The organism is Thermostichus sp. MS-CIW-36, assembly GCF_054059035.1.
In genome coordinates, this window is sequence record NZ_JBSSBR010000001.1 from 82,154 (window position 1) to 95,486 (window position 13,333).

12 protein-coding genes and 2 pseudogenes are annotated in these 13,333 nt (G+C 58.5%); 7 read left to right on the forward strand and 7 right to left on the reverse strand.

Going from position 1 to position 13,333, the window contains the following annotated elements:
* Window positions 1–241 precede the first annotated feature (241 nt).
* The 4 genes and pseudogenes from ACVWVQ_RS00385 to ACVWVQ_RS00400 form a co-directional block, all read right to left on the reverse strand.
* Entirely contained in the window at window positions 242–2,836 is a 2,595-nt protein-coding gene (locus ACVWVQ_RS00385; protein WP_457506307.1) for a heavy metal translocating P-type ATPase, read from the reverse strand.
* A gap of 168 nt (window positions 2,837–3,004) precedes the next feature.
* Complete coding sequence (locus ACVWVQ_RS00390; protein ID WP_457506308.1) at window positions 3,005–3,424, reverse strand: aldo/keto reductase; 420 nt, start codon at window positions 3,422–3,424, stop codon at window positions 3,005–3,007.
* 33 nt (window positions 3,425–3,457) lie between these two features.
* Window positions 3,458–3,641, reverse strand: a pseudogene (locus ACVWVQ_RS00395) (hypothetical protein); the annotation flags it as partial.
* Between the two features lie 50 nt (window positions 3,642–3,691).
* Window positions 3,692–4,279: pseudogene (locus ACVWVQ_RS00400) on the reverse strand (aldo/keto reductase); the annotation flags it as partial.
* Between the two features lie 230 nt (window positions 4,280–4,509).
* On the opposite strand from ACVWVQ_RS00400, the gene ACVWVQ_RS00405 reads away from it, so the two are divergent.
* A complete protein-coding gene (locus tag ACVWVQ_RS00405) occupies window positions 4,510–5,037 on the forward strand; it encodes a hypothetical protein (RefSeq protein ID WP_414329187.1) in 528 nt (175 codons plus the stop codon).
* A 46-nt stretch (window positions 5,038–5,083) separates the two neighbouring features.
* Window positions 5,084–6,718: a CTP synthase gene (locus tag ACVWVQ_RS00410; RefSeq protein WP_457506310.1), complete on the forward strand. Its 1,635-nt coding sequence runs from the start codon at window positions 5,084–5,086 to the stop codon at window positions 6,716–6,718.
* 121 nt (window positions 6,719–6,839) lie between these two features.
* On the opposite strand, the gene ACVWVQ_RS00415 is transcribed toward ACVWVQ_RS00410, so the two are convergent.
* Window positions 6,840–7,802, reverse strand: coding sequence for a sigma-70 family RNA polymerase sigma factor (locus tag ACVWVQ_RS00415; RefSeq protein WP_457506312.1), 963 nt, complete (start codon window positions 7,800–7,802; stop codon window positions 6,840–6,842).
* Between the two features lie 278 nt (window positions 7,803–8,080).
* Here ACVWVQ_RS00415 and ACVWVQ_RS00420 point away from each other — a divergent pair, with 278 nt between their 5' ends.
* The 5 genes from ACVWVQ_RS00420 to ACVWVQ_RS00440 all read left to right on the forward strand — a co-directional run bounded on the left by ACVWVQ_RS00420 (window position 8,081) and on the right by ACVWVQ_RS00440 (window position 12,585).
* On the forward strand, window positions 8,081–8,266 hold the full coding sequence (locus tag ACVWVQ_RS00420) for a DUF2256 domain-containing protein (RefSeq protein ID WP_041437321.1): 186 nt from the start codon (window positions 8,081–8,083) through the stop codon (window positions 8,264–8,266).
* Between the two features lie 49 nt (window positions 8,267–8,315).
* Window positions 8,316–8,792 (forward strand): phosphate-starvation-inducible PsiE family protein, encoded by a 477-nt coding sequence (locus ACVWVQ_RS00425; RefSeq protein WP_457384368.1) that lies wholly within the window; start codon window positions 8,316–8,318, stop codon window positions 8,790–8,792.
* A 221-nt stretch (window positions 8,793–9,013) separates the two neighbouring features.
* On the forward strand, window positions 9,014–9,493 hold the full coding sequence (locus tag ACVWVQ_RS00430; protein WP_457506469.1) for a peptidylprolyl isomerase: 480 nt from the start codon (window positions 9,014–9,016) through the stop codon (window positions 9,491–9,493).
* Window positions 9,494–9,603: 110 nt separating this feature from the next.
* Window positions 9,604–10,878, forward strand: a complete 1,275-nt coding sequence (gene gvpJ / locus ACVWVQ_RS00435) for a gas vesicle protein GvpJ (RefSeq protein ID WP_457466005.1) — start codon at window positions 9,604–9,606, stop codon at window positions 10,876–10,878.
* 123 nt (window positions 10,879–11,001) lie between these two features.
* On the forward strand, window positions 11,002–12,585 hold the full coding sequence (locus ACVWVQ_RS00440; protein WP_457506471.1) for an NAD(P)H-quinone oxidoreductase subunit N: 1,584 nt from the start codon (window positions 11,002–11,004) through the stop codon (window positions 12,583–12,585).
* Between the two features lie 11 nt (window positions 12,586–12,596).
* On the opposite strand, the gene ACVWVQ_RS00445 is transcribed toward ACVWVQ_RS00440, so the two are convergent.
* Both ACVWVQ_RS00445 and ACVWVQ_RS00450 read right to left on the reverse strand, forming a co-directional pair.
* Window positions 12,597–12,842, reverse strand: coding sequence for a hypothetical protein (locus tag ACVWVQ_RS00445; RefSeq protein WP_457506314.1), 246 nt, complete (start codon window positions 12,840–12,842; stop codon window positions 12,597–12,599).
* 7 nt (window positions 12,843–12,849) lie between these two features.
* Window positions 12,850–13,305 (reverse strand): alanyl-tRNA editing protein, encoded by a 456-nt coding sequence (locus ACVWVQ_RS00450; protein ID WP_457403173.1) that lies wholly within the window; start codon window positions 13,303–13,305, stop codon window positions 12,850–12,852.
* Window positions 13,306–13,333: the final 28 nt, after the last annotated feature.

Here is a 13,333-nt window from a genome sequence, read left to right on the forward strand (position 1 = left end):
CAGTATTTTCACGGTTTTTGCTTTGCTAAGCAAGAAACCAGAAGATGCGCTTACAGCTTGGTTTCGGCCTAATCTTACAACCAAATCCTCAAAAGTTAAAGCGGATTAATCTTTTTAATCAAATGTAATCGAAGTTGCCGAATTTTTGGCTTGGACGCAGCGGAAATTGTGTCAGAAGCTCGGTAAAACCTCGGAAGACTTAACGATCGATACTTAGTCATTCGTAATTTTTAACACTTTTTTAGCTGCGGCTACTCGAAGATCTACGGGGTACAAAAGTTCGCCTCAAGAGGAGTGAATTGAGGATTACACTGAGGGAACTCAAGGCCATGAGACCCCCAGCGATTGCCGGGCTAAGCCCAATGCCAAAGGGGGGTAGGAGCACGCCTGCTGCCACCGGGATCCCTACCAGGTTGTAGCCGACAGCCCAGAGGAGATTTTGCTGGATCTTGCGGAAGGTGGCGCGGCTGAGGCGGATAGCTTCCACCACATCCCAGAGGCGGCTGCGCATGAGGATGATATCGGCGGTTTCTAAGGCCGCATCAGTGGCTGAGTGCAGGGCGATGCCCACATCGGCTTGGGCCAAAGCCGGAGCGTCGTTGATGCCATCGCCCACCATGGCCACCCTCTGACCCTGGGCCTGCAGATCTCGGATGACTTGAGCTTTGTCTGCCGGGTGAACCTCGGCAATAACGCGGATCCCGGGCACTTGCAGAGCTTCGGCTACCTGCTTGGCCACCTCAGCCCGATCGCCAGTAAGCAGCATCACCTGCAAGCCCATCTTTTGCAGTTGTCGCAGTGTTGCCTGCGCATCAGGCCGCAAGGGATCCTGTGCTGCCAGCAGCCCCACCAGGGATCCCTCTACAGCCACGCCCACCACTGTTTTGCCGGCTGCCAATAGCGCCTCGGCCTGGGCCTGGGTCTCCTGGGACAGCGGGATCCCCAAAGCAGCCAGCCCATCCAGGGATCCCAACACCACTTCCTGCCCTTCCACTTGGGCGGCGACTCCTATCCCCGGTTGGGTTTGAAACTCGCCGGCGGAGAGCAACGGCAAACCCTGGGTGCGGGCGGCTTGCAAAATGGCTTGCGCCAGAGGGTGGCGAGTGCCGCTTTCCACTGTGGCCGCCAGTTGGAGTAGGCGATTGGGATCCAGGGAGGGGTCAAGGCTGAGACAGTCCGTCAGGTGGGGATCCCCTTGGGTGAGGGTGCCGGTTTTGTCGAAGACCACCGTTTGCAAGCGATGGGCTTTCTCCAGAACATCTCCCCCTCGGATGAGCAAACCCCGCTCGGCTCCCAAGCCAGTACCCACCAGGATGGCCATCGGCGTAGCCAACCCCAAAGCACAGGGGCAGGCCACCACCAAAACGGCAATGGCCATCTTGAGGCTGCTGAGCAGAGGTGTGGGGTGAGGGGGATGGTCACCCAGATGCAGATGGGCGTGCAGGCTGAACCCCTCCAGGACAAAGTGCTCCGCACCGTCGCTCCCCCAGAGTGGGATCCCAATCCAGTACCAGAACCCAAAGGTGAGAATGGCCAGCGTGACCACCCCATAGGTGAAGTAGCCCGCCACCTGGTCGGCTATCCGTTGGATGGGGGCCTTGCGAGCTTGGGCCTCTTCCACCAGGCGAATGACCTGGGCCAAGGTGGTGTCTTTCCCGGTGCGCGTCGCCCGGCACAGCAGCAACCCCGATTGGTTCAGCGTTCCCGCCACCACGGGATCCCCCGCTTGTTTCAGCACCGGCAAGGGTTCCCCTGTCAGCATCCCCTCGTTGACCGTGGCCTGGCCGGCAATGACTTCTCCATCCACCGGGATCTGTTCGCCGGCCCGCACTTGGAGCCAATCCCCCACTCGCACCTGTTCGACAGGGCACCATTCTCCGGTTTGGGATCCCAGATCCAGGTTCCCCTCTGGGCTGGAAGCCAGAGATCCCGCCTTCTCTGCAGGCTGAACCCGCCGAGCCAAACTGGGACACAAGCTCACCAGCGATTGCAGGCTGCTGGCCGCCCGCAGGCGGCTGTGCTGTTCCAAGGCCCGTCCCAACAGGATGAAGCTGAGCATCATGACGGGCTCGTCGAAAAAGCACTCCCAGCCCACCTGAGGGGCCAGCAACCCCACCAGACTGGCTAGGTAAGCGGATCCGGATCCCAAGGTAACCAAGGTGTTCATGTTGGGGGCCAGCCGCCGCGCCCCTCTCCAACCATCCAGGACAATGCCGCGAGCTGGGCCGACAAAAGTCAAGGTCGCCAAGCCCCAGTGCAGCCAGACATCATTAAGGAGGGGCAAGCCCAGACGGGCGAAGAGATTCAAGTGTCCGGCGGCAGAAATCAGCAGCAAAAAAGCGGCGGTGAGCGCTTGGCGAATGTGGTGTCGGGTCTGCTGTCGCTGCCGAGAGAGGGGATCCGCAGGCACATCCAAGGCTTCTTCCCACCCACCGGGAGGGGAAGAGGGATCTTGAGAGTGCTCCGCACCGCTGACGCGAACGGAACTCCCGCCGGAGAGGGCCTCACCCTCTGAACTGTAGCGGCTGGGAAACCCTGCCTCTGTCAAAATCTGGGCCAGGTGCTGCGGGTCGGGCCGGATCCCAGGGGCAAACTCCACAAGGGCCGACTCGGTAACCAGATTAACGCTGGCCTTGACCACCCCCGGCTGTCTCAGTAGAGCCTGCTCGACAGTGCGGACGCAGCCGGCACAACTCATGCCCCCCACCTGGAGAATCAGGGATCCCGCCTGAGAAGGCGCTGTGGGCCCATTCTGGTCAGCCGGATCCCTTGGCCTGTCTGCTTTATGGGTCAAAGTGCTCCGCACTGCTGACGCGAATGCATCTGGGATGGCCATCTTTGTTCTCCCGTGGTTAACAGCCCCCTCGCCCTACTGGCCAGTTATGTAGCGGTAGGACAGGGCTCTACATCCCATTTTTTGCTAAACTCAATCGTAGGACTGGGATCCCGGCGACAAAGTGCTCCCCACCGCTAACGCAAACGGCAAGGGAACAGAAAGCAACAACTAGGCAGCGCGGGCAGGCGGGGACATAAAGCTGGGGGGAATGGACTCGGGAACATACCTTTGCAAAATATCCTCGATGGTCTGCATCGCTTCCGCATCCAACGACCAGCCCCAAAGGCCGGATATTGCCTCCAGATGATGGGGTTTGCGTGCCCCCCACAGCGCCACACTCACCCCCGGTTGATCCAGCAGCCAGCGCACCGCCAACTGGGCCAAGGTCTTGCCATAGCGATCCTGAGCAAACCGGCTCAATGCCTCTGTCGCTTTTAGGTACTGGGAGTAGCGCGGTTCAACAAACCTGGGGTCGATCCCGGCGCGCATGTCCCCTGGGGGGAAGGTGGTTTGCGGCGTCATCCGTCCGCTCAGCAGACCTCGGCAGAGGGGACTGTACACCAAAGTGTGAATGCCGTGCTGATACATTTACGCTGAACACTGCTGAACATCACTGTTCAACTATGCAGCGATAGCATTCTGTTTGTTTCCAACCAGAATGGCGGTATCCCGCAAAGCTTTGAGTAGAATACCCAAAGCGCAGTTTCCGTGTCGTCTTACTACCAATTTTCTGCTTTGCTTTGGCTACCATGTTGGCAGACTCGAAAGTAAACAGAAAGATCAACTGGTAGTAATCCGTACTGAACATATTATACATTATTTTCAGTATAGTTGAGCTTATTATTGACTAGAGTCATGCTCTCGACAGTAGGGCAAGACCTCTGCTTCAATCTGCCGCTCGAACAGGTTGTAGGGGGGCTGGGCGGTGTGCAGAGGAGCCACCCGGCGAAACCGATCCATCTGTTCGGGGGAAAAGTTGCTGACCCCAATGGCGCGGATCTTGCCCTGCTGCAGCAACTGCCCCAGAAACGCCGCCGTTTCTTCGATCGGTTCCAAGGGATCCGGCCAATGAATTTGGTAGAGATCGATCACATCTGTTTGCAAGCGGCGCAGAGAATCCTCCAGTTCTTGGGCCAAGCGAGGCAGGCTGGAGTTGCGCACCACTTTGTTGTTTGTCCACTCCAGTCCCGCTTTGGTGGCGAGAACCACCCGATCGCGGCAACCTGAGTCTTTGATCGCTTGCCCCAGCACTTCCTCCGAAACACCCAGTCCGTAGATGGGAGCGGTGTCGAAGGTGGTTATGCCCAAATCAATGGCTTTGCGAATCGTGGTGTAAGATTCCTGGCGGTCGGAAGGGCCCCACCAGCCGCCGCCCATCGCCCAAGTGCCCAGGCCCACCCGGCTCAACCTTAGCCCTGCATCTGCGAGGGTGACGAACTCCATGGCTGCTCCTGCTGAACCCCGATCCTCCCACTGTGGCCAGGGATCCTCTCCAAAAATCTAGCAGACATTGCTGACAGCAGCCGAGGTTGCGTGAACGACCCAAGCCTGTGACCGGGGTTGGAAGGAGAGGAGAGGCTTTTGACTCTGCTGTTGTAAGGAACTGAATCGATAGGATCCCATTCAAGAGCTGCAGCGTCTCTCAACCCAGAACTTTTGCGAGGAATGGCTCCATGAAGCCCACTTTTCTTGTCTCTACTGTCAGCTCCGTCGGTATGGCTCTCCTGTGGGGATCCCTTCTGGCTGGAAGGGCTGCCCAAGCGCAGGTGATCACCCCTCTTTTCCCCTCTGGAACTCCCATCCCCGTCGAACCCTTGCCCCCCAGCCCGGACATTCCCACCCTGCCCATTGTGCCGGATCCCCGGCCTGTGCCGGCAACCCCTGCTCCCCAGCGACCGCTGCCCAGGGGGAGTTTTGAGGAGATCAGCCGCTACTTCCGCGATCTCAACCGCGCCAAAAACCTGGCCCGTCAAGCTGCCGAGATTGCCAATGGGGGCCTACAACGCTATCGCGCCGAAGCTTCCATGCACGGGGCAGCCATCGACTCGCCGTTTGAAGAGTTTGAAGATGCTTGGATCTTCACCTTCCGGGGGGGAGAGCCCGGCTTTGTCCAGCCCAGCATTGAAACCCAGGTGCGGGTGGACAGGCGCACCTTTCAAACCACCATCCTCTACAACGGCCCCATCCGCTCTCTGCGCTAAGGGATCCCTGGCATAATCAAAAGGCAAAAGGGAAGGGATCCAAGCTATGACCAAGTTTGTCTTCGTCACGGGCGGAGTGGTCTCCAGCATCGGCAAAGGCATTGTGGCGGCTAGCTTGGGTCGCCTGCTCAAATCCCGCAACTACACGGTGTCGATTTTGAAGCTGGATCCCTACATCAATGTGGATCCCGGCACCATGAGCCCCTACCAGCATGGAGAAGTGTTCGTCACCGACGACGGCGCCGAGACCGACCTGGACTTGGGCCACTACGAGCGCTTCACCGACACCAACATGTCCAAGCTCAACAACGTCACCACCGGCTCCATCTACCAGGCCGTGATCCACAAAGAGCGGCGCGGCGATTACCAGGGCAGCACGGTGCAGGTGATCCCCCACGTCACCCAAGAGATTAAAGAGCGCATCCGGCGGGTGGCCCGCGAGACCAACCCCGATGTGGTGCTGGTGGAGGTGGGGGGCACGGTGGGGGATATCGAGTCTCTGCCCTTTTTGGAGGCCATTCGCCAATTTCGCAAGGACGTGGGCCGGGCCAATGTCGCCTATGTGCATGTCACCCTGGTGCCCCTGATCAAAGCGGCAGGGGAGATGAAAACCAAGCCCACCCAGCACTCGGTGAAGGAGCTGCGCTCTATTGGTATCCAGCCGGACGTGTTGGTGTGCCGCTGCGAACAGCCATTGCCCCGCGGGATCAAGGAGAAGATCTCCGAGTTTTGCGATGTGCCGGTGGAATGTGTGATTCAGGCTCAGGATGCCCCCAGCATCTACGACGTGCCTCTGGTGCTGGAGCAGGAGGGGTTGGCGCAGCGGGTTTTGGAGATCCTCAACCTGGATCCCCAGCAGCCCGACCTACGGGAGTGGGAGCTCCTGGTGCAGCGGCTGCACCACCCCCAAGAGCAGGTGGAGATTGCCATTGTCGGCAAATACGTGCGCCTTACGGATGCCTATCTTTCGGTGGCCGAGGCCCTGCGCCATGCCGGGTTGGCCCTCAATGCCGGCGTCACGCTGCGCTGGATCTCTTCTGAGGAGATCGAAGAGCGGGGACCAGAGGCATTGCTTTCCGGCGTGGATGGAGTGGTGGTGCCAGGGGGGTTTGGCAATCGCGGCATCGAGGGCAAAGTGGCCAGTATTTGCTACGTGAGGGAGCGGGGCATTCCCTTTCTGGGCCTGTGTCTGGGCATGCAATGCGCGGTGATCGACTGGGGATGTCACATTGCCCAACTGGAGCGGGCCAATAGCTATGAGTTTGACCCCGATACCCCCCACCCTGTCATCAGCCTGCTGCCGGAGCAGAAAGATGTAGAGGATCTGGGGGGAACCCTGCGGCTGGGCCTCTATCCCTGTCGCATCATGCCCAATACCCTGGCGGCCAAGCTGTATGGCGAGACCATCATCTACGAGCGCCACCGCCATCGCTACGAGTTTAATAACGCCTACCGCAGCCTTTTTCTAGACTCCGGCTATGTTATCAGCGGCGTCTCGCCGGATAACCGCTTGGTGGAGATTATCGAGCTGCCCAGCCACCCCTTCTTCATCGCCACCCAATTCCATCCGGAGTTTCGCTCCCGCCCCAACCGCCCCCACCCCCTCTTTTTGGGGTTGATCGAAGCTGCCCTGCGCAGCCGCCCTCAGCCTCACCCCCTGCAGTTGCAGAAGATGGGCTAGTTGACAGATCCCTTGTCCAAAAGTGGGGGCACGCCTCTGGTCCTGGTTCTGCAGAGCTTTGCTGAACATAAACTGCTGCGGAATCCCGGGTTTCGCCTGTGGAGCAGCCGTGGCCTACTGCCTAAAACGAGGTCATCCAATCTGCCAAAATTTCCTGTCGGCGTGGATGGCGCAGTTTGCGCATGGCTCGTGCTTGAATTTGTCGGACGCGCTCTCGAGACAGGCCGAAGAGCTGACCAATTTCGGAGAGAGTGTGCAGGTGGCCATCTTTCAGCCCATAGCGGAGCTTGAGGATTTCTTGCTCTCGGGGGCTAAGCTGCTCCAGCATTTCTTCCAGTTGGGCAGACAGCAGGTGCAAGTCCATTTGCGATTCGGGAGTGGGGCCGTTGGCGGCCTCGATAAGCTGCATCAGCTCCGTATCTTCCTCTTTGCCAACCGGAGTATGTAGCGAAAGGGTTTGGCGACCGGCTTCCAAGAGGGTTAAGAGAGCGTCCAGCTTGTCGGGGGAAATCTCCAGAGCTTCGGCAATTTCCGCTTGGGTGGGGCGACGGTTTAGGGTCTCGGTCAGCTCCCGCCGGATCCGCTTCACCTGGTTGAGCTTTTCTACCATATGCACCGGGATCCGCACCAGACGCCCCTGATTGGCAACGGCGCGGGTGATTCCTTGGCGAATCCACCAGTAGGCATAGGTGGAAAACTTGTAGCCGCGTTCGTACTCAAATTTTTCTGCGGCCCGGATCAGGCCGATGGTGCCTTCTTGAATCAAATCCAGAAACGGCACACCGCGATTCAAATACTTTTTGGCAATCGAGACCACCAAGCGCAGGTTGGCCCTAACCAATTCCCGTTTCGCCCGTTCCCCGGCGGCTCCCCCCTCTGCAATCAGCCGTCCCAATTTCACTTCCTGCTCGGCATTGAGGAGTGGGTAGCGAGCCATTTCCCGCAAAAATATGCCCACCGAGTCCTCCGACAGCGAGGCTTGAGTTGCCCGGTTGCCGGGTTTGCTGAGCCGTACCTCAACCCGCTTCAGTGGAGGAGGAGAGTTCTGAACAGCTACATTCGTCCCATTTGGTTGAGATTTCATACAAACTCAAGCTCAAGTTCACAAGCGGGTGTTAAGAACTTTACTCAGTACAGGATGGAGGCAGCTAACCTTTCAGCAAACCCAACTTCCTTCAGGGATCCCTGCAGACACAGGGCAGAGATCTCGCCGGATTTCAAGAGGCTACTCGATTTCTCTAGGTTCAGACTTCAGCTTTTGCTAAGGTGGGGCGCAGACTAAACACTTCCGTGATGGTAACGGTCAGCATCCGGTAGGATTGTTAAACTGACTACAGAGTTGACCTTGTTTTGCAGTGCACCATGCCACGCCAACGGAAGAAATCGGATTTGCCCAGCAAAATTTGTCTTACCTGTCAGCGACCCTTCACCTGGCGCAAAAAGTGGGCCGACTGTTGGTCGGAGGTGAAATACTGTTCTGAGCGGTGTCGCAATCATCGCCCCAAGGGATCCCTGCCTGCTTCCCGGCAAGACGGTTGGGACGGATAATGTTGTCTCAGGATCAGGACATAAGGGTTTGGATCTGTCGGGGTTGGCGATGCGGTTTCTCAAGTGGCTGTTGCACAATCCCCACGAGACAGAAGAGGAGGATCCCTTTTTGCGGGCCATCACCCGCCTGGAAAGCCTGATCTCGAAGCTACTGTCAATTTTGATGATCGGGCTAATCACAGTAGCAGTGGTGGACTTGGCCCGGTTCTTGGTGGCAGATTTGTTGACTGAGCCAACTGGGTTTTTCTCCACCACTTTAATCGAGATCTTCGGCCTCTTTTTAAATATTCTGATTGCGCTGGAAATTCTGGAGAACATTACCGCCTACTTGCAAAAGCAGGTGGTGCAGGTGGAGCTGGTGATCGTCACCTCTTTGATTGCGGTGGCCCGCAAGATCATCATTTTTGATTTCGAGAAGCTGGGGGGGTTGGAGCTCATTGGCTTGGGGGCAGCGACGTTGGCCCTCTCGGTGAGTTATTGGCTGGTGCGGCGAGCCAAGCCTCCATCCAAGTCCGGGGAAAATTAGGCTAGGACAGAATCCTGGTAGGATAGGGGTGGAGCTTTCCTGCAAGAATTGTGCGTGCGCGATCTGAGTTGGCCAGCCTGGTGAAGTTAGCTGTGCTGATGGTGGTGCTTTGGGTGGGGCTGAGTGCTCTCCCTGTCTTGGCCCGCCCGCATTCTTCTCGCGATTTGCTCCTGGCACAACACTTGGGCAAACCCGTGAAAACCTACAACAGTCCCCCCCCGATGGTGATCGACCCGGCCAAGTCCTACACGGCCACGATGGAGACCACCGCCGGCACAATGGTTCTGGAGCTGTTCCCGCAAGAAGCTCCCCTCGCCGTCAACAATTTCGTCTTTTTGGCCAACGATCACTTTTACGATGGCGTCATCTTTCACCGCGTGATCCGCGGCTTCATGATCCAGGGCGGGGATCCCACGGGTACAGGGCGGGGTGGGCCGGGCTACCGCTTTCCCGATGAGCCGGTGCAACGTCCCTACAGCCGTGGCACTTTGGCGATGGCCAACGCCGGCCCCAACACCAATGGCAGCCAGTTCTTCATCATGCATGCCGACTACCTGCTGCCGCCCAACTACACGATCTTTGGGCAATTGATCGAGGGAGAGGATGTGTTGGATAAAATTGCAACGGCTCCCACCGGCCCCCAGGATCGCCCGCTGAATCCAGTGGAGATCCAGTCCGTTCGTATCTCGGAATCCAATTAGGTTGGGCCACTCCGGTGGAACAGTTTGGTTGAATTAACTTGGCCTCTGGCCCCATTTTTGCAACTTGCCCTCAGGGGGACTCAGGTATGGAGTTCGCTAGGCCCCGGCGAATGTCCCCCCGCATTCTGGTTCTGGATTTTGATGGTGTGCTCTGCGATGGGCGGGCGGAGTATTTTGCTTCCTCCTGCCGCGTTTGTGCTCAGGTGTGGGGCTTGGCTCCTGCTCAGCTAGAGCCGCTGCGTCCTGCTTTTGACCGTCTGCGCCCGCTGATCGAGACCGGCTGGGAGATGCCTCTGTTGTTGTGGGGGCTACAGGAAGGGATCCGGGAGGAGGACTTGCGCCAAGACTGGCCGGGCTGGCGTCAGCAGTTGTTGCAGCAGTCAGGGATCCCTGCCCTCTCTCTAATCCAAGCGTTGGATCGGGTGCGGGATCGCTGGATTGCAGAGGATCTGCAGGGGTGGCTGGGGCTACACCGCTTTTATCCGGGGGTGGCGGCTTGGCTACGCCAGGTTCAGGCTGCCGGGGAGCCGCGCTTGGCCATCCTCAGCACCAAAGAGGGACGGTTCATCCAGCAGCTCTTGGGCCGAGCAGGGATCCAACTGCCACGCCACCGCATTCTGGGCAAGGAGGTGCGCGCCCCCAAGGCCACCACTTTACAGCGGCTACTGGCTGCCGCCCAACTGCCGGCTGAGGAGCTGTGGTTTGTGGAGGATCGCCTGCAAACGCTGCGCCAGGTGCAGACGGTGCCGGAGCTGGAGCAAGTTCTCCTGTTTTTGGCCGACTGGGGCTACAACCTGCCGGAGGAAAGGGAAGAGGCCGCTCGGGATCCCCGTCTCCATTTGCTCAGCCTGGAACAGCTTTGCCAGCCCTTTGACCGTTGGATTGCCCCTTCTCCCCCGCCGCGCTTTTCTATCAGTCCCGCCAGCTGGGAAGACTTGAGCCAGGCTCGGCCCACCCCTGGCCGGAAACGCCCGGAAGCCGGTTTGGCCTCTCTGGTGCTGACCTTGGTGGAGCTGTTGCGGCAGTTGATGGAGGCGCAGGTGGTGCGGCAAATGGAGGCCGAGCGCCTTTCTGCAGAGCAGATTGAGCGGGCCGGCAGCAGCCTACAAGCCTTGCGGGAGCAAATTCGACAAATCTGCAGCCTGTTGGAGATCGACCCAGCGGATTTGAACCTGGAGCTCGGAGATCTGGGCACCCTCCTGCCCCGCCAGGGGGACTACTACCCCGGACAACCCCACCGCGAGGGATCCCTGCTGGAACTGTTGGATCGGCTGATCCACACCGGCATCGTCGTCGATGGCGAGATCGACTTGGGGCTGGCGGACTTGGATCTGATCCACGCCCGCCTGAAGCTGGTGCTCACCTCCAGCGCCAAGCTCTACTGAGCCCGTGGATTGAGAGTGCTGATGGAGACGATTGGGAGAAGAGATGCCGGAAGCGGAAAGAGAGACCGGAAATCGCGGTATGCTGGCTGTGGATCCCCTTCATCTGTCTTCATGTCTTCCCCTATGGATGTCTTTGCCCCAACCGGAAACCTGTATGCCGGTGCCATTTGGCCAGAAGTGGTGGTTACCCTCACCCTCTTGCTCGTCTTGGTGGTGGATTTGGTCGGTGGTTCGGCGGCGCGCAAAAGTCTTCCGGCCCTCTCCATCTTTGGCTTGATCGGGGCCTTGGTGACCTTGGTGTTGCAATGGCAGCAGCCCCAGTTGGAGAGCTTCTTGGGCAGCTTTGCGGCGGACCCCATTAGCATTCTCTTCCGTGGCCTGGTGGTGGGGACGGCGGTGCTGACCGTGATGATGGCAGAGCGCTACATCGCCCAGTCGGGAGCGCCCACAGGCGAGTTTTATGTGTTGCTGCTCACGGCCACCTTGGGGGGCATGTTCCTCTCCGGGGCGACGGACTTGATCCTAGTGTTTGTATCTCTGGAAACCCTGGGCATTGCCAGCTACCTGATGGCCGGCTATACCAAGCGGGATCCCCGTTCTTCGGAGGCAGCCCTGAAATATCTCTTGATCGGGGCCAGCAGCACAGCCATTTTTCTCTACGGCATGTCGCTGCTCTACGGCCTTTCGGGCGGGCAAACGAAGCTGGAAGCCATCGCCTCATCCATGGGGGATGCCGGTTTGGCAGGGATCATCGCTTTGGTGCTCTGCATTGGTGGTATCGGGTTTAAGTTGGCGGCAGTGCCCTTTCACCAGTGGACTCCTGATGTCTACGAGGGATCCCCAACGCCGGTGGTGGCCTTTTTGTCAGTGGGATCCAAAGCAGCAGGCTTTGCCTTGGCGGTGCGCTTTCTGGCCACCGTGTTTCCGGCCATGACGGAAGAGTGGCGGGCGGTGCTCTCGGTGCTGGCCATTTTGACCATGGTGCTGGGGAACGTGGTGGCGATTACCCAAACCCGCCTCAAGCGGCTACTGGCCTATTCCTCGATTGGGCAAGCGGGCTTCGTCATGATTGGTCTGGTGGTGGGCACAGAAGCAGGCTACGCCAGCTTGATCTTCTATCTGCTGGTCTACCTGGTCATGAACCTGGGGGCCTTCTTGTGCATTACCCTGTTCAGCCTGAAAACCGGTACCGACGAAATTAACGAGTACAGCGGCCTCTACCAAAAGGATCCCTTCCTCACCCTGTGCTTGAGCATTTGTTTGCTCTCCTTGGGTGGGTTGCCGCCTCTGGCGGGCTTCTTCGGCAAGCTGTATCTGTTCTGGGCCGGTTGGCAGGCGGGGGCCTATACCCTGGTGTTGGTGGGGTTGGTCACCAGTGTTATCTCCATTTACTACTACGTGCGGGTGGTGAAAACGATTGTGGTGAAAGAGCCGCAAGAGATGTCGGTTTCGGTGCAAAATTACCCCGAGACCAACTGGCAGGCAGAAGGTATGCCTGCTCTGCGGGTCGGTATGGTGTTGACTCTGGTGGCCACCATCTTTGCCGGGATTCTCTCCAACCCCTTGTTTACCTTGTCCATCCAGGCGGTGGAGCAAAGCCCGTTCTTAGGGTTCCCGACAGCACAAGCGCCCATTCCAGAGTCGGCGAGTCTTCAGGTGGCAGTCGATGGATCTTTGGGTTCATTGACTCAGCCCAGCCAAGGGTAGTCTGTAGTTTTTCAGGGATCCACCAAGCTGACCACAATGCGTCGGTTTTGCTTGCCTTTGCTTTTGATCTTGCTCACCACCAACTTGCCAATTTCTCCTGTCGCCCGTACATGAGTGCCGCCGCAGGGTTGCAAGTCCACATTCTCAATTTCCAGCAAGCGCACTTGCCCCTGTCCGGTGGGGGGCTTGACCGACATGGTGCGCACCAGGCTGGGATTGGCTTTTAGTTCTTCATCGCTAACCCAGCGGGGGTTCACGGCGTGGTTACCTTGTACCAAAGCATTGAGACGCACCCGTCAGGGTTTCTTTGTCGGGTTTTTCTCCAGGGATGTTAAAGTCCAATCGGCTTTTGCTTTCACCCACCTGACCCCCCGTAACGCCACCTTCTACCACTGCACAGAGCAGGTGTAGAGCCGTATGCATGCGCATGTGCCGATAGCGACGTTCCCAGTCGATGCTGGCGCTGACTGACTCCCCCAGACTGAGGGGTGGGGATCCCTCTGCCGGGATGTGGAGGATGCCCGTTTCCCCCTTTTGGGTATCGACAATCGGGATGACACGACCGTCCGATGTAATCAGGGATCCCGTATCGCCGGGTTGTCCACCGCCGGTGGGATAGAATACCGTCCGATCCAACTGGATCCCGTTATCCACAAGGGCAATTACCCGAGCCTGGCAGGTGGTGAGATAGGCCTCCGCCCGAAACAGTTCTTCCGTCATGAGTCATACAGTTGTGCTGTTGCAAACT

Excerpts from the sequence above, each read along its gene's own strand:
- ACVWVQ_RS00450 (WP_457403173.1), bottom strand. The coding sequence starts at position 13,305 with ATGACGGAAGAACTGTTTCGGGCGGAGGCCTATCTCACCACCTGCCAG.
- ACVWVQ_RS00410 (WP_457506310.1), top strand. The coding sequence starts at position 5,084 with ATGACCAAGTTTGTCTTCGTCACGGGCGGAGTGGTCTCCAGCATCGGC.
- ACVWVQ_RS00385 (WP_457506307.1), bottom strand. The coding sequence starts at position 2,836 with ATGGCCATCCCAGATGCATTCGCGTCAGCAGTGCGGAGCACTTTGACC.
- ACVWVQ_RS00405 (WP_414329187.1), top strand. The coding sequence starts at position 4,510 with ATGAAGCCCACTTTTCTTGTCTCTACTGTCAGCTCCGTCGGTATGGCT.
- ACVWVQ_RS00390 (WP_457506308.1), bottom strand. The coding sequence starts at position 3,424 with ATGTATCAGCACGGCATTCACACTTTGGTGTACAGTCCCCTCTGCCGA.
- ACVWVQ_RS00425 (WP_457384368.1), top strand. The coding sequence starts at position 8,316 with ATGCGGTTTCTCAAGTGGCTGTTGCACAATCCCCACGAGACAGAAGAG.
- ACVWVQ_RS00420 (WP_041437321.1), top strand. The coding sequence starts at position 8,081 with ATGCCACGCCAACGGAAGAAATCGGATTTGCCCAGCAAAATTTGTCTT.
- ACVWVQ_RS00415 (WP_457506312.1), bottom strand. The coding sequence starts at position 7,802 with ATGAAATCTCAACCAAATGGGACGAATGTAGCTGTTCAGAACTCTCCT.
- gvpJ (WP_457466005.1), top strand. The coding sequence starts at position 9,604 with ATGTCCCCCCGCATTCTGGTTCTGGATTTTGATGGTGTGCTCTGCGAT.
- ACVWVQ_RS00440 (WP_457506471.1), top strand. The coding sequence starts at position 11,002 with ATGGATGTCTTTGCCCCAACCGGAAACCTGTATGCCGGTGCCATTTGG.
- ACVWVQ_RS00430 (WP_457506469.1), top strand. The coding sequence starts at position 9,014 with ATGGTGATCGACCCGGCCAAGTCCTACACGGCCACGATGGAGACCACC.